The 24,304-nt window shown below is 72.0% G+C and carries 2 protein-coding genes (1 of these 2 cut by a window edge); both read right to left on the bottom strand.

The genetic code is table 11. From position 1 onward, the window contains the following. On the bottom strand, nucleotides 1-6,200 hold the start of the coding sequence (locus tag ACFXN1_RS28010; RefSeq protein ID WP_379463703.1) for a non-ribosomal peptide synthase/polyketide synthase. 12,694 nt of this gene lie to the left of the window's left edge; the window shows 6,200 of its 18,894 coding nt (coding positions 1-6,200); its start codon is at nucleotides 6,198-6,200; its stop codon lies off the left edge, out of view. Continuing rightward, entirely contained in the window at nucleotides 6,200-24,304 is an 18,105-nt protein-coding gene (locus tag ACFXN1_RS28005; protein WP_379444649.1) for a non-ribosomal peptide synthase/polyketide synthase, read from the bottom strand. The genes ACFXN1_RS28010 and ACFXN1_RS28005 overlap by 1 nt, the downstream gene beginning before the upstream one ends.

The raw sequence follows: 24,304 nt of genomic DNA, 5'->3' as shown, positions 1-24,304 counted from the left end.
GCCGCGAAGGCGGCGTGCACGACCATGAACATGGTCACGCCGTGGGCCCGGGCCAGCTCGCGCAGGCCGGCGGCGACGGTCTCGTCCACCGAGAACGGCACGGACGCACCGGTATCGGCGGGCGTCGCGGGCCGGGGGCGGTCGGTCGGCAGCGCCAGCTGCGGGGGCAGGCCCGCCAGGGTCGCGCGCCAGAACTCGAGCTGCTGGTGCGCCACCGAGCCCGGTTCCCGGTCGTCGCCGAGCAATTCGTGCTGCCAGAGGCTGTAGTCCGCGTACTGCACCGCCAGCGGCTCCCAGCCGGGTTCGGCGTCGGCGAGACGGGCGGTATAGGCGCGCATGAGATCGGTGATCAGCGGCGCCAGCGAGAGGGCATCGGCGGCGATGTGGTGCACGACGACGGCCAGGACGTATTCCGGGGACCGGTCCTCGGTCTCCTCGTCGAGTACGAAAAGCCCGATGCGCGAAGGCAGTTCGCCGGTCACATCGAATCCGGCCGAAGCGAAGGCGGCGAGCGCGCCGGTGATCTCCGCGGCGGCGACCGGAACCGGGCTCAGGCTCAGTCCGATGTCCGCCACATCCAGAATATGCTGGTAGGGGCCGGATTCCGAGTCCGGGTAGGTGGTGCGGAGGGACTCGTGGCGGGCCAGCACGTCCAGCGTGGCCTGTTCCAGCGCCGCGATGTTCAGCGCACCGCGCAGGCGCAGGACGATCGGCAGGTTGTAGACGCTGTGCTCGCCGTCCTCGCTCTCGATCCGGTTGAGGAACCACAGGCGCTGCTGGGCGGGCGAGAGCGGAATGCGGTCGGGGCGCGAGCGCGCGGCCAGCACCGGGCGGGCGGCGTCGGGGTTGGCGGCGACCAGCGCGGCCGCCAGGCCCTCGACGGTGGAGGCCTCGAAGAGCAGGCGCACCGGCACCCGGGCGCCGAGCTCGGCGCCGATGCGGGAGGTCACCCGGGCGGCGTCGAGCGAGCTGCCGCCGAGGGCGAAGAAGTCGTCGTCCAGGCCGACCCGCTCGGCGGTCAGCACCTCGGCGAACACGGCCGCCACCAGACGCTGGGCGGCGTCGACGGGGGCGCGGAAGCTCTTGGCGCGCAACTCCGGAACGGGCAGCGCCTTGCGGTCCAGCTTGCCGCTGGAGTTGAGCGGCAGTTCGGGCAGCGCCATCAGGGCGGTCGGCACCATGTACGGCGGCAGCACCCGGGTCAGCCCGTCCCGCAGGGTCTCGGGATCCAGGTCGATGCCGGGGGCCGCGACCACGTAGCCCGCCAGGTAGTCGCCGGAGTCGGCGGTGATGAGCCGCACCGCGGCCTGCGCCACCGCGGGCGCCAGCAGCAGGGCGCTCTCGATCTCGGCCAGTTCGATGCGCTGGCCGCGGAACTTGATCTGGAAGTCGAGACGCTCGAGGTAGACCAGCTCGCCGTCCTCGGTCCACTTCACCAGATCGCCGGTGCGGTACATGCGCTCGCCCGGCCGGCCGAAGGGGTTGGCCACGAAGCGATCCGAGGTCAGGTCGACCCGGCCGTGGTAGCCGCGGGCCAGCTGTACACCGGCCAGATAGAGTTCGCCCGGCACCCCGATGGCCACCGGGTGCAGGCGCGAATCCAGCACGAATACCTGGGAATTCCACTCCGGTTCACCGATCGGCACGGTGAGGGTGTCGGAGCTGTGCGCCTCGCGGAAGGTGATGGACACCGCGGCCTCGGTGGGGCCGTAGAGGTTGTGCACCCCGGCGTCGCTGACGGCCCAGAAGGCGGTGACGGTCTCCGGCGGCAGCGCCTCGCCGATGACGAAGACCTCACGCAGCGAATCGAGTTCGCCCGCCTCGGCGTGCGCGGCGAACACCGCGAGCATGGAGGGCACGAAGTCGGTGAGCGTGACCCCGTGGCGGGCAATGGTTTCGGCGATGTAGCGGGGATCGCGGTGGCCGTCGGGGGTGGCGACCACCAGGGTCGCGCCCGCGCGCAGCGGCAGGAAGTAGCCCCACAGCGAGACGTCGAAGGTGGTGGCGGTCTTCTGCAGGTACACGTCCTGGCCGCGGACGCCGTACTCGGCCTGCATCCAGGCCAGCTGGTTGGCGATGGCGCGGTGGGTGACCGCGACGCCCTTGGGCTTGCCGGTGGAGCCGGAGGTGAACAGGACGTAGGCCGGGTGGTCCGGGTGCAGGACGGCGCGCCGCTCACGGTCGCCGATCTTGGCCGCGGAGTACTCCGCCAGCTCCAGCTCGTCGAGGTGATGCAGTGGCACGTCGACGGTTTCGGGCAGGGTGAAGCCGTCGCGGCGGGTGGTGAGCACGGCGTGCGGGCCGGCGGTGGTGAGGATGTGGCCGATGCGTTCGGCCGGGTGGGACGGGTCCACCGGCACGTACGCGCCGCCGGCGCGCAGCACGGCGTACATGGCGACCACCAGCTCCACCGAGCGGGCCAGGGCCAGCACGACCAGCGATTCGGGCCCGACCCCGGCGGCGATGAGGTAGCGCGCCAGCCGGTTCGCGCGCTCGGAGAACTCCGCGTAGGTGAGTTCGGTGTCGCCGAAGACCAGGGCGCGGGCGTGCGGGGTGCGGGCCGCCTGCGCGTCGAAACCTTGGTGCAGGAACTGATCCGGGACGCGGGAGCCGGTGGCGTTCCAGCTGGAGGTGACGTAGTCGCGCTCGCCGGCGTCGAGCAGTTCGATATCGCCCACCGGCACCGCGGCGTCGGCGGTGGCGGCGCTCAGCAGGCGGGTGAACTTGGCGGCGAACTCGCGCACCGCGTGATCGTCGAAAAGGTCGGTGGCGTAGGTGTACTGGACCCGGTAGCGGTCGCCGTCGGAGACGACGGTCAGCTGCAGGTCGAACTTGGCGATGCCCGGATCGAAGTCCAGTTCCTCGGCGGTCAGTCCCGGCAGCGCGGCGGTGAGGTCGCCGAGGTTCTGCATGAACAGCGCGACCTGGAACAGCGGGTGGCGGTTGCGGGCGCGCGCCGGATTGAGCACCTCCACCAGGCGCTCGAAGGGCACCTCGCGATGGGCGAAGGCGCGCAGATCCCGGTCGCGCACATGGGCGATCAGGTCGGCGAAGGAGTCCGCGCCGCGCACCTCGGCGCGCAGCACCAGGGTGTTGACGAACATGCCGACCAGGTCGTCGAGGGCCTGGTCGCCGCGTCCGGCGACCGGGGTGCCGATGGCGATGTCGCCGGTGCCCGAGAGCCGGGCCAGCACCGCGGCCAGCGCGGCGTGCAGCACCATGAACGGGGTGGCGCGGTGGTCGGCGGCCACCCGGTCGACCGCGGCGCGCAGGTCGGCATCCAGCACGGTCTCGAACGAGGTGCCGCGGAAGGTGGACACCGCCGGACGCGGGCGGTCCGCGGGCAGGTCGAGCTGGGCGGGCAGATCCGCGAGTTCGCTTGCCCAGAAGGCGATCTGGCGGGACGCCACCGAGTCCGGATCGGATTCGTCGCCCATCCAGGCCCGCTGCCACAGCGCGTAGTCGGCGTACTGCACGGCCAGCGGCTCGTAGGACGGCCGCTGACCCGCCTGCCGCGCCACGTACGCCAGCACCAGGTCGCGCACCAGCGGTCCGATGGAGGCGCCGTCGGCGGCGATGTGGTGGGCCACCACCACCAGCGTGTGGTCGCCGGGACCCGAGCGCAGCAGCCGGGCGCGCAGCGGCACCTCGGCGGTGACGTCGAATCCCTGTGCGGCCAGCGCCAATACGGTCGCGGCCAGCTGGTCCTCGGGCACCTCGCGCGGGGTCAGGTCCACCGCGGCGGCGGGCAGCACCACCTGGGCGGGGCCCTGGTCGGCGGCCGGGTAGTAGGTGCGCAGCGACTCGTGGCGTTCGATGACATCGGCGAAGGCGGCGGCCAGCGCCGCGGTGTCGAGCTCGCCGCGCAGGCGCAGCGCGAACGGCATGTTGTCCACCGCCGACGGATCGAAATCATCGGCGGCCGGGTCGTATTCGCTGCGCGCGAAGTGGTTCAGGAACCACATGCGCTGCTGGGCGGGCGAGAGCGGAATGTGGTCCGGGCGCGGCCCGGCGGTCAGCGGCGGCCGGGCCCCCGGGCCCGCGCCGTCGCCCAGCGCCGCCAGCGCGGACACGGTCGGACGCTCGAAGAAGTCGCGCACGTCCACGGTGACGCCGAGCGACTCCCGGATCCGGGCAATGGCGCGGGTGGCGATCAGGGAGTTGCCGCCCAGGGTGAAGAAGTCGTCGTCCGCGCCGACCACCGTGAGGTCCAGCAGATCGGCGAAGATGGCCGCGACCGCCTCCTCGGCGGGGGTGGCCGGGGTGCGATAGGCGGTGGCGGTGTCGGCGAAGACCGGGTCGGGCAGGGCGCGCCGGTCCAGCTTGCCGTTCACGTTCATCGGCATCTCGGGCAGAACCACCAGCAGCGACGGCACCATGTACTCGGGCACGTGCGTCCGTGCGGTGGAAAGCACTGCGGCACTGTCGATTTCGACCCCGTCGGCCGCGACGACATAACCGACCAGTGCCTGCTCGCCGTTCGGGCGGGTGTGCATGAGCACGGCCGCCTGCGCGACCGCGGCGGCGCGGCGCAGCGCGGACTCCACCTCGCCGAGCTCGATGCGCAGGCCGCGCATCTTCACCTGGAAGTCGCTGCGGCCCACGTATTCCAGCTCGTCCGGGCCGCCGTCCACACCGGAGACCCAGCGCACCAGATCACCGGTGCGGTACATGCGATCGCCGGACGGGCCCTCGGGGTTGGGCACGAACCGTTCGGCGGTCAGACCCGAGCGGCCCACATAGCCACGGGCCAGCTGGGTGCCGGCGATGTACAGCTCGCCGACCACGCCGACCGGCACCGGGCGCAGATCCGTGTCGAGGACCAGCAGTTCGACATCGTCGCCGGGGCTGCCGATCGGAATGGTGTCGACATCGGCCGCGGTGACCTCGTGGGCGGTGGCCACCACGGTGGACTCGGTGGGACCGTACACGTCGAACAGGGTCGCGCCGCTGACGCTGCGGAAGTCAGCGGCGGTTCCGACGGGGACGGTCTCGCCACCGGTGAGCAGATAGCGCAGGGAATCGGGCAGGTCCTCGCCGCTGCGCATGACCTCGCCCACCAGCGCGGCCAGCATCGACGGCACGAAAAAGGCCGTGGTGACCCGTGATTCGCGAATGACGCGCACCAGGTAGGCAGGGTCCAGGTGACCGTCCGGGGTGGTGATGACCAGTCGCGCCCCGGTCTGCAGGGGCCAGAAGATCTCCCACACCGACGCGTCGAAGGTGGTGCTGGTCTTGAACAGCACCGCGTCGTCGTCGGTGATCCGGAACTGCCGCTGCTGCCACCGCAGGAAGGCGACGACCGCGCGGTGCGGGATGGCCACGCCCTTGGGGCGGCCGGTGGAGCCCGAGGTGAAGATGACGTAGGCCAGGTTGTCCGGGCCCGGCTGGGGCAGCTCGGGATCGTCGGCCGGGGACAGCAGCCGATCACCGTCGATGCCGTATTCCCGTGCGTTGCGCTCGAATTCGTCGATGCGCAGCACCGGGGCCTCGACGGCGAAGGCGGGCTGGTCGGCGGTGGTGGTGAGCACCACCGCGGGCTGCGCCACCTCGAGCACGTAGGAGATGCGCTCGGCCGGGTGATCCGGATCGAGGGGCACGTACGCGCCACCGGCTTCGAGGATGGCGAACATGCCGACCATCAGCTCGAAGGAGCGGCGCACCGACAGGCCCACCAGGACATCGGGGCCGACACCCAGGCCGCGCAGATGCCGCGCGAGAACCGTGACGCGGGTGGCGAATTCGGCGTAGGTGAGCGTCGCGCCCTCGAATTCCATCGCCACCGCGTCGGGGGTGCGCTGCACCTGGGCGCGGAACTGCGTGCTCAGGGTCTCGACCGGGGCCAGCTTGGGGTCGAGGACGTCGGAGGCGGCCAGCACGGCGTCGTCGACCAGCGCCTCCAACGCCGCGGTGAGGCCGCCGGCCTCGCCGCTCATCAGTCCGGGGAGCTGCCCGGACACCACCACCTGCATGAGCGCCTCGGGCTCCAGCGCGCCGCCCATGGCCTCGCTGAGCATGGCGATCTCGGTGGCCAGGGCGCCGTAGGCGACGGTGTCGCCGGCGTCCCGCAGGGCTATGCGGTCGGCGTCCAGCTCGGCCACGACAGCGATCAGACATGGTAGGTCGCCCACGCCGTAGGCTCGGCGCAAGGCCGTGACCCGTCCGTTCCGGCTGGTGGCGATCGACTCTGCGTAGTGCATCAGAGGCTTCCTTCCGACGTGCTCTCCGAGCGAAGAACCAGGGCCTGCGCGTCCGCGGTGAGCGTGCTCAGGGCCTGATGGAGTCCGGCCGCGCCGAGAGCGGCCAGAATGCCGGGTACCAATCCGGCGAGTGCCACGTTCACCAGCGCCTCCGGCTTCGCGGCGGCGCCCATGGCGCGGGCGGTGACGGCGATCTTCTCGGCAAGATCCCGATAGGTGACGGTGTGCTCGCCGTGGGTGAGGGCGACCGCCTCGGGGGCGGCCGCCGCCGCGGCGGCGAGCAGGGCGGGCAGGTCGGCCGGCTGCTGCGGCGCTGCCGCCGCATTCGTGTGCGACACCGCCGCAGTGACCTTGACCGGGGTGCCGCCGGGGCGGCGCGTGCGTTCCGCCTCGGTGCGAATGTCGATGTCGCGCACCGGCGCTTCCGGATCGGCCACCACGGTGTCCAGCACCAGCAGCAGCCGCTGCGCCAGCAGGCGCACGCTGTCCGCACCGAAAATGTCGGTGGCGTACCCGAATCGCATGTCCAGGCCCACCACCCGGCCGGCCTCGTCGTGCCGCTCGATGCCGGTGAGCTGGAGGTCGAACTTGGCCTCGGTGAGCTCGGGGTCGAGCGCCTCGACGGTGAGTCCGGGCAGCGCCGCCGACACCGGCGACATGTTCTGGAAGGCGAAGGCCACCTGGAACAGCGGGCTCACCGACGCCGAACGGGCCCGGCCGGTGGCGGCCAGCACGGCCTCCACCACGCGCTCGAACGGCACGTCGGCCTGGGCGAACGCCGCCAGGTCGCGGTCGCGCACCTGCCGCAGCAGATCGGTGAAGGCGAGCTTGCCGTCCACCTCGGCGCGCAGCACCACGGTATTGACGAACATGCCGATCAGGTCGTCCAGCGCCCGCTCGCCGCGACCGGCGAGCGGGACGCCGATCGAGATGTCGCGCTGGCCGGACAGTTTGGCCAGCAGCACCGCGAAGGCGGCGTGCACGACCCCGAACAGGGTGGCCCCGTGCGCCCGGGCCAGGGCCGAGAGCCGCTCGACGGTCTCCGCGTCGACCGCGAAATCGACCGTCTCGCCGAGCATCTCGCGCCGCGCCGGCCGGGGGCGGTCGGTGGGCAGCGCCAGCTGCTCGGGCGCGGAGGACAGCTCATCCACCCAGAAGCGCAGCTGCCGCGACAGCAGGCTGTCCGGATCGGCGTCCGAACCGAGCACGCGGCGCTGCCAGGCGGCGAAGTCGCCGTACTGGATCTCCAGCGGCGCCCAGGCGGGCGCGTCCCCGGCCAGGCGGGAGGTGTAGGCCAGCACCAGATCCCGGGTCATGGGCAGTACCGAGTAGCCGTCGGCGCTGATGTGGTGCAGCACCACCAGCAGGACGTGGTCGGCCGGGCCGAGTTCGAACAGCGTCACCCGTACCGGCGGCGCGACGGTGACATCGAAACCGGCCGTGGCCGTCTCGACCAGGCGGGCCTGAATCTCGTTCTCGGACACCTGGACCGGGGTGAGCTCGCCCTGGAGTTCGCCCAGCTCCAGCACCACCTGCACGGGCTCGCCGTCCACCTCGGGATAGCGGGTGCGCAGAATCTCGTGGCGCTCCAGCACATCCCGCAGGGCCGCGGTGAGCGCGGCCTTGTCGAGCGCGCCGAAGCGCGGGTCTACGGAGCGTAGCCGGACGGCGGCGGGCACGTTGTAGGCGCCCGACTCCGGGTGCAGGCGGTTGAGCACCCACATGCGCTGCTGGGCCAGCGACAGCGGGGCCGGGCCCGAGTCGGTACGGCGGGTCAGCGCGGGCAGCAGCTCGGCCGGATCGGCGGTGGCGATCCAGCCCGCCAGCCCGGCCACGGTCGGGGCCTCGAACAGGGCCGAGACCGGCACCCGCACACCGAGATCCGAGCCGAGCCGGGCGGCCAGGCGGGTCGCCATGAGCGAATTGCCGCCCAGTGCGAAGAAGTCCGCATCCAGGCCGATCGGGGTGGCCTCGGCCGCGCCGATGACCTCCGCGAAGCCCGCGGCGACGGCCTGCTCGAGCGCGGTCACCGGCTCGCGGTAGGCCGCCACGGCGAAGACCGGTTCGGGCAGCCGCGCCCGGTCGACCTTGCCGTTGGCGTTCAGCGGCAGGGCGTCCAGCACGACCAGCGCGGCCGGGACCATGTACGTCGGCAGCTCCGCGGCGAGCGCGGCGCGCAGGGCGGCCGACACTTCGTCGCGGCGTTCCCCGGAGGTGCCGGGGACCGCGGCGTAGGCGACCAGCCGGGCGCCCGCGTCGGCGGTGCTGCGAGCGACGGCGACCGCGGCGCTCACGCCGGGCTGCCGGTACAGCGCGGTCTCCACCTCACCGAGCTCGATGCGGAAACCACCGATCTTGACCTGGAAGTCGACGCGATCGATGTACTCGAGCGCGCCGTCCGCGCGCCAGCGGACGATATCGCCGGTGCGGTACATGCGGCCGCCGGCGAAGGGGTCCGCAACGAAGCGGTCGGCGGTCAGGGCCGGGCGGCCGTGGTAGCCGCGCGCCAGCTGCGCGCCGGACAGGTACAACTCGCCGGGCACGCCGATCGGGACCGGGGACAGGCGGGCGTCGAGCACGTAGACCCGGCTGTTCCAGGCGGGCGAGCCGATCGGCACCGCCTGCCGGTGCCGCTCGCGCACCTCGTAGGAGGTGATGGAGACCGCCGCCTCGGTGGGGCCGTAGAGGTTGAACAGCCGTGCGCCCTCGGCATTCTCGCTGTCGGGGTGCTGGTCGAGGAACTCCGCGGCCGTCGCGGCCGGCAGCGCCTCGCCGATGGCCAGCACCGCGCGCACCGAGGCAGGGAGCGGACCGCCCGCCAGCAGCATGCCGAGCAGCGAGGGCACCGGGTGCAGGATCGTGACGGCGTGCGTCTCGATCAGGGCGCGCAGGCGGTCGGGATCGCGTTCGTCGCCCGCGGCGGACACCACCAGGCTGCCGCCGGTGGTCAGCGCGGACCAGAACTCCCACACCGACAGGTCGAAGGTGGCGGGGGTCTTCAGCAGCGCGCGGTCGCCCGCGTCCAGCTCGAAGGTGGCGCGCAGCCAGCGCAACTGGTTGACGATGGCCGCGTGCGGCACCGTCACGCCCTTGGGCAGGCCGGTCGAACCCGAGGTGAAGATGACGTAGGCCGGGTGCTGCGGGCGCAGCGGGCGCACCCGCTCACCGTCGGTGATCGGCGCCGCGGACAGGCCGGACAGCTCCAGCCGGTCCACCTCGAGCACCGGGACCGCGGCCTCGAAGGGCACGCCGTCGGCCGACGTGCTGAGAACCACTGCCGGAGCGGCGGTTTCGACAATGTAGGCGATGCGGTCGGCCGGGTGGTCCGGGTCGATCGGCACATAGGCACCGCCCGCCTTGACCACCGCGTACATGGCGACCACCAGGTCGATGCCACGGCGCATGGCGAGCACCACGCCGGTCTCGGGGCCGACGCCCGCGGCGATGAGCCGCCGGGCCAGGCGGTTGACCCGGGCGTCGAATTCCGCATAGCTGAGCGATGTTCCGGCGTCCAGCAGGGCGACCGCGGCGGGGTTCGTCGCCACCCGGGCGTCGACCAGATCGGCCAGGGTGGCCGGCGCGAGCTGGTGCGCGGTGGCGTTCCAGTCGTGCAGGATGCGCTGGCGCATACCCGCACCCAGCAGGTCGATATCGCCGATGACGGTGTCCGGCTGCGCCGCAACGGTTTCCAGCAGCCGCGCCAGCGCGGCGGTGAACCGCTGCGCGGTGCCCTCCGTGAACAGGTCGTGCGCGTAGCCGAGGGTCAGCTCCAGCCCGGCGGGCGCGCCGGTCTCGGTGTAGTGGTCCACCGCGAACAGGTGCAGATCGAATTGCGCCACGTGGGTGTCGAATTCGACCTCCGACACGGTCAGGCCGGGCAGCTGCAGCTCGGCGCGCTCGTGGTTCTGGAAGGACAGGCCCACCTGGACCAGCGGGTGCCGGGCGGTGGAGCGGGCCGGGTTGAGCACCTCCACCAGGCGTTCGAAGGGCACGTCGGCATTGCCGAAGGCGGCGATGTCGCCCGAGCGCACGCGGGCCAGCAGGTCGGTGAACGGTTCGCCGCCGTCGGTGCGGGTGCGCAGCACCAGCGTGTTGACGAACATGCCGATCACGTCGTCGAGGGCGGCGTCGCCGCGGCCGGCGATCGGGGTGCCGACCGCGATGTCGCTGGTGCCCGAGAGCCGCGACAGCAGGGCCGCGAAAGCCGCGTGCACCACCATGAACAGGGTCGCGCCGCGACGGCGGCCCAGCTCGGTCAGACCGGCGTGCAGGTCGGCGTCGAGCGGGAGCCGGATGTAGCTGCCGCGCAGGCTCTGCCGCGCGGGGCGCGGATGGTCGGCCGGCAGGTCCAGCTGATCGGGCAGACCCGCCAGGGTCTCGCGCCAGAAGGCGAGCTGGCCCGCGGCCACCGAGCCGGGATCGTCCTCGGCGCCGAGCAGGGCGCGCTGCCACAGCGCGTAGTCGGCGTACTGCACGGCCAGCGGGGTCCACGACGGCCGGGAGCCGGCCAGGTGGGCGTCGTAGGCGACCATCAGGTCGCGCACGAACGGGACCACCGAGGAGCCGTCGGCCGAGATGTGGTGCAGCACACCGGCGAGCACGTGATCGCCGGTGGGCGCGCCGTCGGCGTCGACCACCCGCAGCAGCAGCACCCGCACCGGCACGTCGACGGTCACGTCGAAGGTCGTGGTGGCGAATTCGGTGACCCGGGCCACCAGCTCGGCCTCGGTCACGTCGACCGGCTTCAGCTCCGAAACCACCTGCGCGGCAGGCAGGATCACCTGCGCGGGCCCGTCCGCGGTCTCCGGGTAGACGGTGCGCAGGGTCTCGTGGCGTTCCACCACGGCGGCGAAGGCGGCCTCGAGCGCGGGGGCGTCCAGCTCACCGGCGAGGCGCAGGGCGAGCGGGATGTTGTAGGCCGTGGACGTGCGATCGAAGCGGTTGAGGAACCACATGCGCTGCTGGGCGGGCGAGAGCGGCAGGTGCTCGGGCCGGGCGCCGGCGACCAGCACCGGACGCTTCGGCCCGCCGGCCTCGGCCTGCACGCGGGCGGCCAGGGCGGTCACGGTGGGCGCCTCGAACAGGGCGCGCACGCCGACCGTGGTGTCGAACAGGGCGCCGATGCGGGCGACCGCCTTGGCCGCGAGCAGCGAGGAGCCGCCCAGGGCGAAGAAGTCGTCGTCCGCGCCCACCCGCTCGATGCCCAGCAGGTCGGCGTAGACGTTGGCGATGAGCTCTTCGGCGACGGTGGCCGGCTGCCGGTACTCGGTGCCCTCGAAGACCGGGGCGGGCAGCGCCGCGCGGTCGAGTTTGCCGTTGACGGTCAATGGGATCCGGTCCACGATCACCACCGCGGCGGGCACCATGTGCTCGGGCAGCTCCCGGGCGACGAAGGCACGCAGGTCGGTGGTGGACGGCGCGGTGTCCACGGCCGGGACCACGTAGCCGACGATGCGGGAGGCGTCCACGGCGGCATCGTGGCGCACGATGACCGCGGCCTCGCGCACCTGCGGATCCCGCAGCAGCGCGGCCTCGATCTCGCCGAGCTCGACCCGGAAGCCGTGCAGGTTCACCTGCTGGTCGATACGGCCCAGGTACTCGAGGTCGCCGGTGGCGGTCCAGCGTGCCAGGTCGCCGGTGCGGTAGGCGGATTCGCCGGGACCACCGTAGGGATCGGCCACGAAGCGACCGGCGGTGAGCGCCGGGCGGTTCAGGTAACCGCGCGCCAACTGCCCACCGGAGACATAGATTTCGCCGGGGACGCCGACCGGAACCGGACGCAGTCGCGAATCCAGCACGCGCATGGTCAGACCCGGCAGCGCGACGCCGATCACGCTGGCGGAGCCGGTGTCCGGGGTGATCGGGCGGTAGGACACGTGCACCGTGGTCTCGGTGATGCCGTACATGTTGATCAGCGCCGGGCCCTGCGGGTGCCGGGCGAACCAGCCCGCGAGCCGCTGCGGTTCCAGCGCCTCGCCGCCGAAGATCACATACCGCAGTGCGAGCTCGGTATCGGACTCGGTGTCGGCGGTGATCAGCTGGTAGAACGCCGACGGAGTCTGGTTGAGCACGGTCACGCCCGCGGTGGCGAGCAGTTCGCGGAACTGCTGCGGCGACCGCGAGGTGAAGTAGTCGACCACCACCACGCTGCCGCCGTACAGCAGCGCGCCCCACAGCTCCCAGACCGAGAAGTCGAAGGCGTAGGAGTGGAACATGGTCCACACGTCGGCGGGCCCGAAACCGTAGTGTCCCTGCGCATTGTCGAACAGGCGGATCACATTGCGGTGCGGGATCACCACGCCCTTGGGGCGGCCGGTGGAACCCGAGGTGTAGATGACGTAGGCGGTGTCGGCCGGGCGCAGCGGCGCGCGCCGGTCGCGGTCGGTGACCGGGTCTGCGGCATAGCCGTCGAGGTCGATGGTGTCCAGGCAGACGACCGGTCCGCCGAACCAGCCGGCCGGCAGCTGCGCGTCACCGCTGCTGATCGCGCACACCGGGCGGGCGTCGTCGATCACGTACTCGATGCGGTCGGCCGGGTAGTTCGGGTCGATCGGCAGGTAGCCGCCGCCGGCCTTCACCACGGCCAGCAGCGCCACGGCCAGCTCCGCGGTGCGCGGCAGCGCCACGGCCACCAGCGATTCCGGTCCGACACCGGCCGCGATGAGGCAGCGGGCCAGGCGGTTGGAGCGGGCGTCGAGCTCGGCGTAGGTGAGGGTCACATCTCCGGCGCGGACGGCCGGGGCCGCCGGGTCGAGGGCGGCGGCGGTCGCGAATCGATCGGCGAGAGTGGTGAATTCGGCGACATCGGGACCGGTGGCGGACCACTCGCGCAGTACGCGGGCGCTCTCCTCGCTGCTCAGCAGCTGGATATCGCCGACCACCACGGTGTGGTCGGCGGCCACCGCCGCCAGCACCCGGCCGAAGCGGCCGGCCAGCGCCGCGATGGTGACGGCGTCGAAAAGCTCACTGGCATAGGTGATCTCGATGTCCATGCCACCGGCGCGGCCGTCCTCGGCGTGGGTCTCGAGCACGGTGAACTGGAGATCGAACTTGGACACTCCGGCGTCCAGGGTCTCCGGGTGCACCCGCAGCTCGGGCAGCTCCACCGTGGGCAGCGCGTAGTTGTGGAAGGTCAGGGCCACCTGGAACAGCGGGTGCCGGGCCTGGGACCGGGCCGGGGACAGCACCTCGACCAGGCGCTCGAAGGGCACCTCCGCGTGCGAGAGCGCGGCGATGTCGTCCTCGCGCACCGCGTCCAACACGGTGTCGAAGCGGGCCCGCGGGTCGATCTCGCTGCGCAGCACCAGGGTGTTGACGAACATGCCGACCAGGCCGTCGAGCGCCTGCTCGCCGCGGCCCGCGACCGGGGTGCCGATCGCGATGTCGGTGCTGTTCGACACCCGCGCCAGCAGCACCGCCAGCGCCGCGTGCACGGTGCTGAACAGGGTGGTGTCGTGCTTGCGCGCCAATTCGCCCAGCTGACCGTGCAGATCGGAGTCGATGCTCAGGCGGTGGGTGCCGCCGCGCAGCGAGGCGACCGCCGGACGCGGCCGGTCCGCGGGCAGTTCCAGCTGCTCGGGCAGCCCGGCCAGGCGCTGCCGCCAGAACTCCAGCTGCCGGTGCGCCAGGGACCGCGCATCGGATTCGTCGCCGCGACGCTCGGCCTGCCACAGCGTGTAGTCGGCGTACTGCACGGGCAGCGGGGCCCACGCGGGGGCCACGCCGGAGCGGCGGGCCTGGTAGGCCGTCATGAAGTCGGTGGCCAGCGGGCCCAGCGAGAATCCGTCCGCGCTGATGTGGTGGACCACCAGCACCAGCACGTGATCGGTCTCCGAAACGCTGAACAGCGCTGCGCGCAACGGGGTTTCGCGGGTCAGGTCGAAGGCGTGGCCGATGATCCCGGCCACCCGGCCGGGGACCTCGTCCGCGGTGACGCGGGCGGTGAGCAGCTCGGCGTCGGCCGCCGCCAGCACCTGCTGCTCGGGGCCGTCCGGGCCGTCGGGGTAGACGGTGCGCAGGGTCTCGTGGCGCGAAACCACGTCCCGCAGTGCGGCATCGAGCACCTCGGCGTCCAGCACGCCGGACACCCGCAGCACGAGCGGGATATTGTCCGAGGCCGCGCCGGGGCCCGTGCCGATCACATCGGCGTGGTAGCGGTTGAGGAACCACATGCGGCGCTGGGCATCCGACAGCGGCACCCGCTCCGGGCGGGGCCGCACGGTCAGCGGCAGCTGGGTTCCGGTGCCCGCCTTGGCCTCCGCGATGGCCGCCAGGCCGGCGACGGTCGGGGCGTCGAACAGGTCGCGCACCGACAGCTCGGCGTCCAGGGCCGCGCCCACCCGGGCCACGGCGCGGGCCGCGAGCAGCGAGCTGCCGCCGCGGGCGAAGAAGTCGTCGTACGCGCCGACCCGCTCCACCCCGAGCAGGTCCGCGAAGACACCGGCCACGACCTCCTCGGCCACCGTCTCCGGCGCCCGGTAGACCGCGGTCTCGAAGACGGGGGCCGGCAGGGCGGTGCGGTCCAGCTTGCCGGAGGCATTGAGCGGGAAGGCATCCAGCACCACGAGCGCGGCCGGGACCATGTAGCCCGGGAGCGTGGCGGCCAGGGCGGTCTTGATCGCGTCCAGGTCGACCACGGCCTCGGGTTCGCGGACCACGTATCCGGCCAGCTGGTCACCGGCGTGCGCGTCGGCGTGCACCACCACGACCGACTGCGCGACGCCCGGCTGCGCCAGCAGCGCGGCCTCGATCTCACCCAGCTCGATGCGCAGACCGCGCAGCTTCACCTGGAAGTCGGTGCGGCCCAGGTAGTTCAGCTCCCCCTCGGGGGTCCAGGTGACCAGGTCACCGGTGCGGTACATGCGCTCGCCGGTGCCGAAGGGGTTGGCCACGAAGCGATCCGCCGACAGATCCGCCCGGCCCAGGTAGCCCCGGGCCAGCTGGTCGCCCGCCAGATAGAGCTCACCCGCGACACCCGGCGCGACCGGGTTCATGCGCGCGTCCAGCACGTAGGTGCGTGTGTTCCACACCGGGCGGCCGATCGGCACGAAGGCCGTATCCGCGTCGGCCACCTCGTGATAGGTGACATCGATCGCGGCCTCGGTCGGCCCGTACAGGTTGTGCAGCCGCGCACCGGTGAGTTCGCGCAGCTTCTGCGCGGTCGGCGCGGGCAGCGCCTCACCGGAGGCGAACACCTGCCGCAGGCCGAGGCACAGCGCAGCGGCCGGTTCGGCCACGAAGACGGCCAGCATGGACGGCACGAAGTGGGCGACCGTGACGCCGCTGCGCGCGATGGTGCCGGCGAGGTAGGCCGGATCGCGGTGGCCGTCGGGCGCGGCCACTACCAGCTTGGCGCCGATCTGCAAGGGCCAGAAGAACTCCCACACCGACACGTCGAAGGTGTACGGCGTCTTCTGGAGGACGACATCCGCGGCGGTAAGGCCGTACTCGGCCTGCATCCACACCAGGCGGTTGACGATGGCCGAGTGCGGCACGGCCACGCCCTTCGGGCGACCGGTCGACCCCGAGGTGAAGATCACGTAGGCGGTGTTCGAATCACGGAGCGGCACAGTGCGATCCGCATCCGTGAGCGGGGCGCTCGAGTAGTCGCCGAGGCCGAGGGCGTCCACGGCCAGCACCGGCAGGTCGCGGTCGGTGGTGAAACCGTCGCGCACGGTGGTGAGCACGGCCACCGGAGCGGCGGCGTCGAGCACGTAGTCGATGCGCAGGCGCGGCTGGTCCGGGTCCACCGGCACGTACGCGCCGCCCGCGGCGAGCACGGCGTACATGGCCACGACCATGTCGTCCGACCGCCGCATGGCCAGGGCCACCCGGGATTCCGCGGTCACCCCGGAGTCGGTGAGCTTGCGGGCCAGGCGGTGCACCCGGGCGGCGAACTCGCCGTAGGACAGAGTTGTAGCCGGTTGGGAGGTATCGGCGTGCTCGAATTCCACAGCGGGGGCATCGGGGCAGGTCAGCGCCCTGGCCTCGAACAGGTCGACCAGGGTGGCGGCGCCGGAACCGGTGGCGGGCAGCAGCTCTCGCGTATCGCGGGTGGTGTCGTTCCAGGACATCAGCACCCGGGAGCGCTCGTCGCCGATGAGCAGGTCGATCTCGCCGACCAGCCGGTCCGGCTCGTCGGTCACGGCCTCGAGCACCACGTCCAGCCGCCGCGCAAAGGCCGCCACGGTGGCCTCGTCGAAAATGTCGGTGGCATAGGTGAACTGGGCGCTCAGCTCGCCGGTCGCGGCGTCGTCGCCCACCGACAGCTGCAGGTCGAACTTGGCGGCACCGGGATCCAGATCGATGCGCGAGACCGTCAGCCCGTCCAGCTCCAGCGTGGGCTGGGTGACATTGGCCAGGTCCAGGGCCACCTGGAACAGCGGGTGGCGGGCCTGCGAGCGCATCGGGGCGATCACCTCGACCAGCCGCTCGAAGGGCACGTCCGCGTGGGCGAAGGCGCGCAGATCGGCCTCGCGCACCCGGGCCAGCAGCTCCCGGAACGAGCGGTGCGGGGTGACCTCGGTGCGCAGCACCAGGGTGTTGACGAACATGCCGACCAGGTCGTCGAGCGCCTGCTCGCCACGGCCCGCGACCGGCGAGCCGATCGAAATGTCCGCGGTGCCGGAGAGTTTCGCGAGCAGCGTGGCGAACGCCGCGTGCAGCACCATGAACACCGTGGCGTGATCACGCTCGGCCAGCTCGCGCAGGCGGCGGTGCCGCTCGGCGGAGATGACGAAGCGGTACTGCGCGCCGCGGCGGGTGGCGACCGCCGGGCGGGGCCGGTCGCTGGGCAGCTCCAGGGTGTCGGGCTGGCCGGACAGTTCGGCGCGCCAGAAGCGAATCTGCTCCGCCAGCAGCGATTCCGGATCGTCCTCGTCGCCCAGCACCGCGCGCTGCCACAGCGTGTAGTCGGCGTACTGCACCGGCAGCGGCGTCCACTGCGGCGCGGCGCCGGCGCGGCGGGCGGTGTAGGCCACCATGAGATCCCGGGTCAGCGGGGCGATGGACCAGCCGTCGGCGCTGATGTGGTGCACGGCGACCACCAGCACGTGGGTCTGCGGCGCCAGGCGCAGCAGGGTCAGCCGCGCCGGCGGCTGCTCGTCCACCGCGAAGGGCAGCACGGCCAGCTCGATGATGCGCGATTCCAGCGCGTCCGGGCTCACCTGCTCGGGCGCCAGGGCGATGCCGGCCGCCTCCGCGGACAGCACCAGCTGGCGGCCGACGCCGTCCACGGCCGGGTACACCGTGCGCAGCGTCTCGTGCCGCGACACCACATCGGTGACCGCCGCGGCCAGCGCGTCCGCGTCCAGCGGGCCGTCCAGCCGGATGGCCGCGACCAGGTTGTCCGCGATCGAGCTGTTGTCGAAGCGGTTGAGGAACCACATGCGCTGCTGGGCGTAGGACAGCGGCACCACCTCGGGCCGCTCCCCCGCCACCAGCGGTGCGCGGGAACCGGATCCGGCCAGCTCGGCCACCCGCGCGGCCAGCTCGGCCACGCTGGAGGCCTCGAAGACCAGCCGCACCGGGATCTGGGTGTCGAGGGCGGCGCCCAGGCGGGCGGTCACCTGGGTGGCGATCAGCGAATTGCCGCCCAGCTCGAAGAAGTCGTCGTCCGCGCCGACCGCGTGTGCGGCCTCGCCGGCGTCGGCGGCATCGGCCGAGGTCGGCCGGGGACGCGGCGGCACGGTCTCGACGGCGGTCTCCGCGACAGCCGGGACCAGGCCCAGCACCTCGGCGAAGACATCGGCGACCAGCTGCTCGACCGGGGTGGCGGGCGCGCGGAATTCGCGCTTGGGGAAGACCGGCGCGGGCAGCGCGCGGTAGTCCAGCTTGCCGTTGATGGTCATCGGCAGGGCGTCGAGCACCATGAAAGCGGCCGGAATCATGTACGCGGACAGGCGATTCGCCAGCCCGGCCTTCAGCTCGGCCAGGTCGAGGCCCGCCGACTCGGGCACCAGGTAGGCGACGATCTGATCCCCGCGCACGGCGTCGCGGTGCACGATCACCGCGGCGCTGCGCACCAGCGGATGCGCCGCCACGGCGGACTCGATCTCGCCCAGCTCGATCCGGAAGCCGCGCACCTTGACCTGGGAGTCGTTGCGGCCCAGGTAGTCCACGGTGCCATCGGCGGTCCAGCGCACCAGGTCGCCGGTGCGGTACATGCGTTCACCGGGCGCCCACGGGCAGGCCACGAAACGGTCGGCGGTGAGGGCGGCACGGCCGCGGTAGCCGCGGGCCAGCTGCGGACCGGCCACGTACAGTTCGCCGATCATGCCCACCGGCACCGGCCGCAGCCGGGCGTCGAGCACCCATTCCCGCACCCCGGCCAGCGGACGGCCGATGGTCACCGGACCGTTGGCCGGCAGTGGCGCACTGGCATTCACGACGACGGTGGTCTCGGTGGGACCGTAGGCGTCGACCAGGGTGCGCCCGGCCTCGGCCCAGCGCCGCACCAGCTCCGCCGGGACGGCCTCGCCGCCGACCGCGATGTGGCGCAGGCCGGGCACGTCGGCGGGATCGATGGTGCCGATCGCCGAGGGCGTCATCAGCACGTGCGTCACCTGTTGCGCGCGAATCACTTCCGCCAGCTCCGGGCCCACGGTGGCCCCGGGCGGCGCGATCACCAGCGTGCCGGCCGACTCGACGGCCATCAGCAGCTCGGCGACCGAGATGTCGAAGTTCGGGGTGGAGCCCTGCAGCACCCGCGCCGACGGCGAACCGACGTAGCGCTCGTACTGCGACGCGGCCAGGCCGGGTACGCCCGCGTGCGTGACCAGCACACCCTTGGGCACACCGGTCGAGCCGGAGGTGTAGATGGTGTAGGCGATATTCCCGGCGCGCAGCGGGCGCACCCGCTCCGCGTCGCCGACCGGATCGGCGGCGAATCCCGCCCAGTCGGCACGGAATCCGGGCTCGTCGAGCACCAGCCAGGGCAGCACCTCCGGCAGCCCGTCGACCACGGCGGAACCGGTCACGCCGAGGACCGCGCCCGAGTCGCGCACCATGTGCGCGATGCGCTCGGCCGGGAACGCGGGATCCACCGGCAGCCAGGCGGCGCCGGTCTTCACGATCGCCCACACCGCGACAACGGCTTCCAGCGACCGCGGCAGGCCGACTGCCACCAGATCGTCCGGGCCGATGCCGCGATCGATCAGCAGGCGGGCCAGGCGGCTGGTGGTCGCGTCGAGTTCGCCGTAGCTGAGCGTGGTTTCGCCGGAGATCAGCGCCGCGCGGTCCGGGCCGACGGCCACGGCGCGCGCCATCATGTCCGGCAGCAGCCGGGTGGCCCGCACCGGGCCGCCCGAACGGGTTGTCAGATCGGTGTATTCGGCGGGGGCCAGCAGCGGCAGCGCGTCCACGATCACGGTGGGATCGGTGGTGACGGCCTCGAGCAGGCGCACGAAACGGTGTGCGAAGACCTCGATGGTGGTGTGGTCGAACAGATCCACCGCGAACTCGAACTCCGCGTGGATCCCCGCCGGTGCCGGACCTTCCCCGGGACCGGCACCGGCGAAGCTTTCGGTGACCGCTACCGAGAGGTCGAACTTGGTCACCTCGGTGTCCAGGGTACCCGTCGTGGCAAGCAATCCGGGCAGTTCGAGGCTGATGTCTCCGGTCGCGGTGAAGGACAGCGCCACCTGGAACAGCGGATGGCGCGACTGCGACCGGGCCGGATTCAGTGCCTCGACAAGCTGTTCGAAGGGCACGTCCGCGTGCGCGAAGGCCGCGAGATCGGTGTCGCGAACCCGGTGCGCGAGTTCCCGGAAGCTCAGCGCGCCGTCGACGTCGGTGCGCAGCGGCAGCGTATTGACGAACATGCCGATCAGGTCGTCGAGTTCGCGCGCGCCGCGGCCGCCCACAGGGGTGCCGATGACGATGTCCGACTCGCCGGACAGGCGGGAGAGCAGCACCGCCAGCGCGGCGTGCATGAGCATGAAGGTCGAAACACCCTCGGCCCGAGCGGTTTCCGAGATACGCGCGTGCAACTCGGCGGGCAGTTCGACGGCCAGCTTGGCGCCGCGGCCGGTGGCGGCCACCGGACGCGGGCGATCGGCCGGGAGCTCCAGCAGGTCCGGGGCGCCCGCCAGGGTCTGCCGCCAGAAGTCCAGCTGCCGCGACAGCAGCGAGTCCGGATCGTCGGCCGCGCCGAGGCGATCGCGCTGCCACAGCGTGTAATCCGCGTACTGCACGGCCAGCGGCTGCCAGGCCGGGGCCTGTCCCTGGGACCGCGCCAGGTAGGCGGTGATCAGGTCGCGGGCCAGGACCGGGAGCGACAGGCCGTCGGCGGCGATATGGTGCAGCACGATGGCGATGGCGTACTCGGGCACGTCCAGATCGGCGGCGTCCACCAGGACCGGACCGCCCAGTCCGCAGTCCGAGGCGACCGCGCCGGTGACGGTGAACAGTCGTGCACGGAACGGGATCTCGCGTTCCAGGTCGAAGCCCTGCGCCGCGAACTCGCGCAAACGCGCGTCCAGTTCGTCGGCGTCACAGGTCTCGTGCGCCACCGGCTCCGCCGCCGCGGCGACCGTCAGCACCTGTTGAACCGCGAAACCCGAAGCCGTCGAAGGGAATACGGTGCGCAGCACCTCGTGCCGGTCCAGCACGTCCATCAGCGCGTACCGCATGGCCGCCTCGTCGGCCTCGCCGCGCAGGCGCACCACGAACGGCATGTTGTAGCCCGCGCTGCCGGTGTCGAAACGGTTCAGGAACCAGATGCGCTGCTGCGCCGGGGACAGCGGCAGCGCCTCGGGGCGCTCGCGCCGCACCAGGGCGACCGCGTTGCCCGCCTCCGCGTCGGCGTCCAGGAACTGGTCGTCGATCACCGCCGCCAGCTCGGATACGCCGGTGGCGGAGAACATCTCACGCACGGTGAGCCGGCAACCCAGCTCAGCGTTCAGCCGCGCCGCCACCTGGGTGGCGATCAGGCTGTTGCCGCCCAGGGCGAAGAAATCGTCGGTGCGGCCGACCTCGGTCGCACCCAGCACCTCGCCGAAGACCCGCGCCACGGCCTGCTCGGTCACGGTGACCGGCGCCTCGTGCCGCACCGCCACCCGGACCGGCTCGGGCAGCGCGGCCCGATCCAGCTTGCCGGAGGCGTTGACCGGCAGGGCATCCAGCACCACGTAGGCGTTCGGCACCATGTAGCCCGGCAGCGCCCGCGCCGCCGCGGCCTTCAACCGGGTGGCGTCCACCTCGGCGGGCGCGACCACGTAGGCCACCAGCTGATCGTCACGCACGATCACCACCGCGCGGGACACGCCGTCCACGGCCACCAGCACCGACTCGATCTCGCCGAGCTCGATGCGCAGGCCGCGCACCTTCACCTGGAAATCGGTGCGGCCCAGGTACTCCAGCTCACCATTGTCGGTCCAGCTGACCAGGTCGCCGGTCCGGTACATGAGCTCTCCGGACTCGCCGGCGAACGGATCGGCGACGAAGCGCTCGGCCGTCAGGCCCGGACGCGCCACGTAGCCCCGGGCGAGCTGAACCCCCGACAGATACAGCTCACCCGGGGTCCCTACGGGGACCGGCCGCAGACGTGCGTCGAGCACGTACAGCCGGGTATTGAACACCGGTGCGCCGATCGGCACGGAAACGGTGTCCGCGGCCGTCACCTCATGGAAGGTGACATCGACCGCAGCTTCGGTGGGACCGTAGAGATTGTGCAGCTCGGCGCCGGTCAGCGCGCGCAACCGCTGGGCGGTCCGGCCCGGCAGCGCCTCACCGGAAGCGAACACTGTGCTTAATTTGCCTCCGCTGCGCTCCGGCGGGTTCGCGGCGCTGGAGGTCTCGATTCTTCCCTCCTCCGCTCCTCCGCTTCGCTCCCCCGCTCCGTCAGTCCAGAATCGAGACGCGCCGCGAACCAGAGCGGACTGCTCCAACTCGGATACATACGCGTCCAGCATGGACGGCACGAAATGTGCGGTGGTGACGCCGTATTCGGCGATCACGGCACGCAGGTAGGCGGGGTCACGGTGGCCGTCGGGCTGCGCCAGCACCAGGGTCGCGCCGATCTGCAACGGCCAGAAGAACTCCCACACCGACACGTCGAAGGTGGCCGGCGTCTTCTGCAGCACCACATCGGCATCGGAGAGCCGGTAGGTCTGCTGCATCCACACCAGGCGGTTCACGATCGCCGCGTGGGTCACCGCCACGCCCTTGGGGCGGCCGGTGGAACCCGAGGTGAAGATGACGTAGGCGGTGTTCGCGGGCCGCAGCGGCGCACGGCGCTCGGCATCGGTCACCGGCGCGGCCGAGTATCCGGCCAGGGCGTCGCCGCCCAGCTGGTCCAGATCCACTGCGGTGACATCGGTTTCGGGGCGATCGGCCGAGGTGGTCAGCACCAGCGCGGGCGCGGCCGTCCTCAGGATGTGCGCGGTGCGCTCGGCCGGGTGGTCCGGATCCAGCGGCACGTAGGCCGCACCGGCGGCCTGCACGGCGTACATGGCCACCACCAGCTCCGGCGACCGGCGCAGGTGCAGCGCGACCAGCGACTCCGGGCCGATGCCCAGCGAGATCAGGTGGCGGGCAAGGCGATTCACGCGCTCGGCCAGCGCGCCATAGCCGAGATCGCGGGCGGGCTCACCGGCGAAACGCACCGCCGGGGCCGACGGCGTGCGGGCCGCCTGCGCGTCGAACATCGACACCAGCGTCGCCCGGCCGTCCACCGGATACGCGGTGTCGTTCCACAGCCGCAGCACCACATCGCGTTCCAGCTCGGTGCAGACGTCCACGCCCGCGAGCCGCTCATCCGACTCCAGGCCGACCAGCCGCTCCAGGAAGGTCAGGAAGCGCCGGTGGTGGCGGACGTTCTCCGCGCTGGTGTACAGGTTCGGGTTCACCTCGAGATCGAGGTGGATCCGGTCGTTCTCCCCGTAGAAGAGATTGAGGCTCATGTCCTCGATCGGGCTGGAGGACAACAGGTGCAGGCGCGCCTGGATATCCCCGAACTCCAGCTGGGGATGGAACAGCATGACATTGACCATCGGGCCGAACAGCGCGCGCGAGGCCGGGCTGCCCTGCTGTTCGGCGTCGCGGTGGATGTCCTCGTGACGGTAGCGCTGGTGGCGCAGCGCGCCCGAGATCTCCACCCGCGCCGAGGTGAGCAGCTCACCCCAGGTGGTCTCGTCCCGGACCGGAATCCGCAGCGGCACGATATTGGACAGCATGCCCGTCGAGCGCCGCATCACCGCGGTGGTGCGGGCCGTCACCGGCAGGCTCAGCACCGCCTCGTCCTTGCCGGTGAGCCGGGCCATATAGGCCGCGAAGGCCGCGATGATCACCCCGGGCAGACCGGAATCGTGCTGCTCGCCGCACTTTTCGATGCGCCGCTGCAGCTCCTCGGGCAGGATCTGGCCGTAGCGCATATTGCCCGCGCGCGGCGGCGCGGAACGGCCCTTGAGAGTGGTGCCGCCCTCCAGGCCGGCGGTGCGTGCGGCCCAGTGCGCGCGGTCGGTGCGGAACCGGCTGCTCTCGCGGTAGGCCAGCTCGGACTCGACCAGCTCCTGCTGCGTGCCGACCTGCACCGTCTCCGGTTCCAGGCCGCGCTTCAGGGCGGTGTAGCGCCGAGCCGTCCACTGCATGGTGTTCATGGCGGCGTAGCCGTCGCCCACGATGTGATGGCCGACCACGAACCAGAACCAGCGCTGATCGGCGACCCGGATCAGCGCGGGCGCGAAGAGCCGCTCGGCATCGGTGAGGACGTTCACCGGCTGGACGATCTGGGTGCGCATCCATTCATGCGCCGCCGCAATGGGATCGGCCTCCGACCGCAGGTCCATGACGCGGGTGTTGTGGCCGGCGGACTCGTCGATGTACTGGAAGGGCTGTCCGTCGATCTCGGTGAAGCGTAGCTGGGAGGAGCGCCAGATCGGCACGCCGTCCTGGGATACCCGCAGGAGCAGGTCGGCATCGAAATCGCCTTGGATATCGACGTACTGGGCCATGCTGCACGGCACGTCGGGGTTCAGCAGCTGGGCGTACCAGACGCCGATCTGTGCGGGTCCGAGGGGAAAAGGCGCTGAGACATCCGACGTCGGAACTTCACTCGGTCCGAGACCACTCGAGTCCGTACCCTGCACCAGAGCCTCCCTTGTCAT

Origin of the sequence: Nocardia sp. NPDC059154 (assembly GCF_042755705.1) — a bacterium.
Lineage (GTDB): Bacteria > Actinomycetota > Actinomycetes > Mycobacteriales > Mycobacteriaceae > Nocardia.
The sequence above is the reverse complement of the archived record's forward strand: the minus strand, read 5'-3'. Positions and strand labels throughout refer to the sequence as shown.

Excerpts from the sequence above, each read along its gene's own strand:
- ACFXN1_RS28005 (WP_379444649.1), bottom strand. The coding sequence starts at position 24,304 with ATGACAAGGGAGGCTCTGGTGCAGGGTACGGACTCGAGTGGTCTCGGA.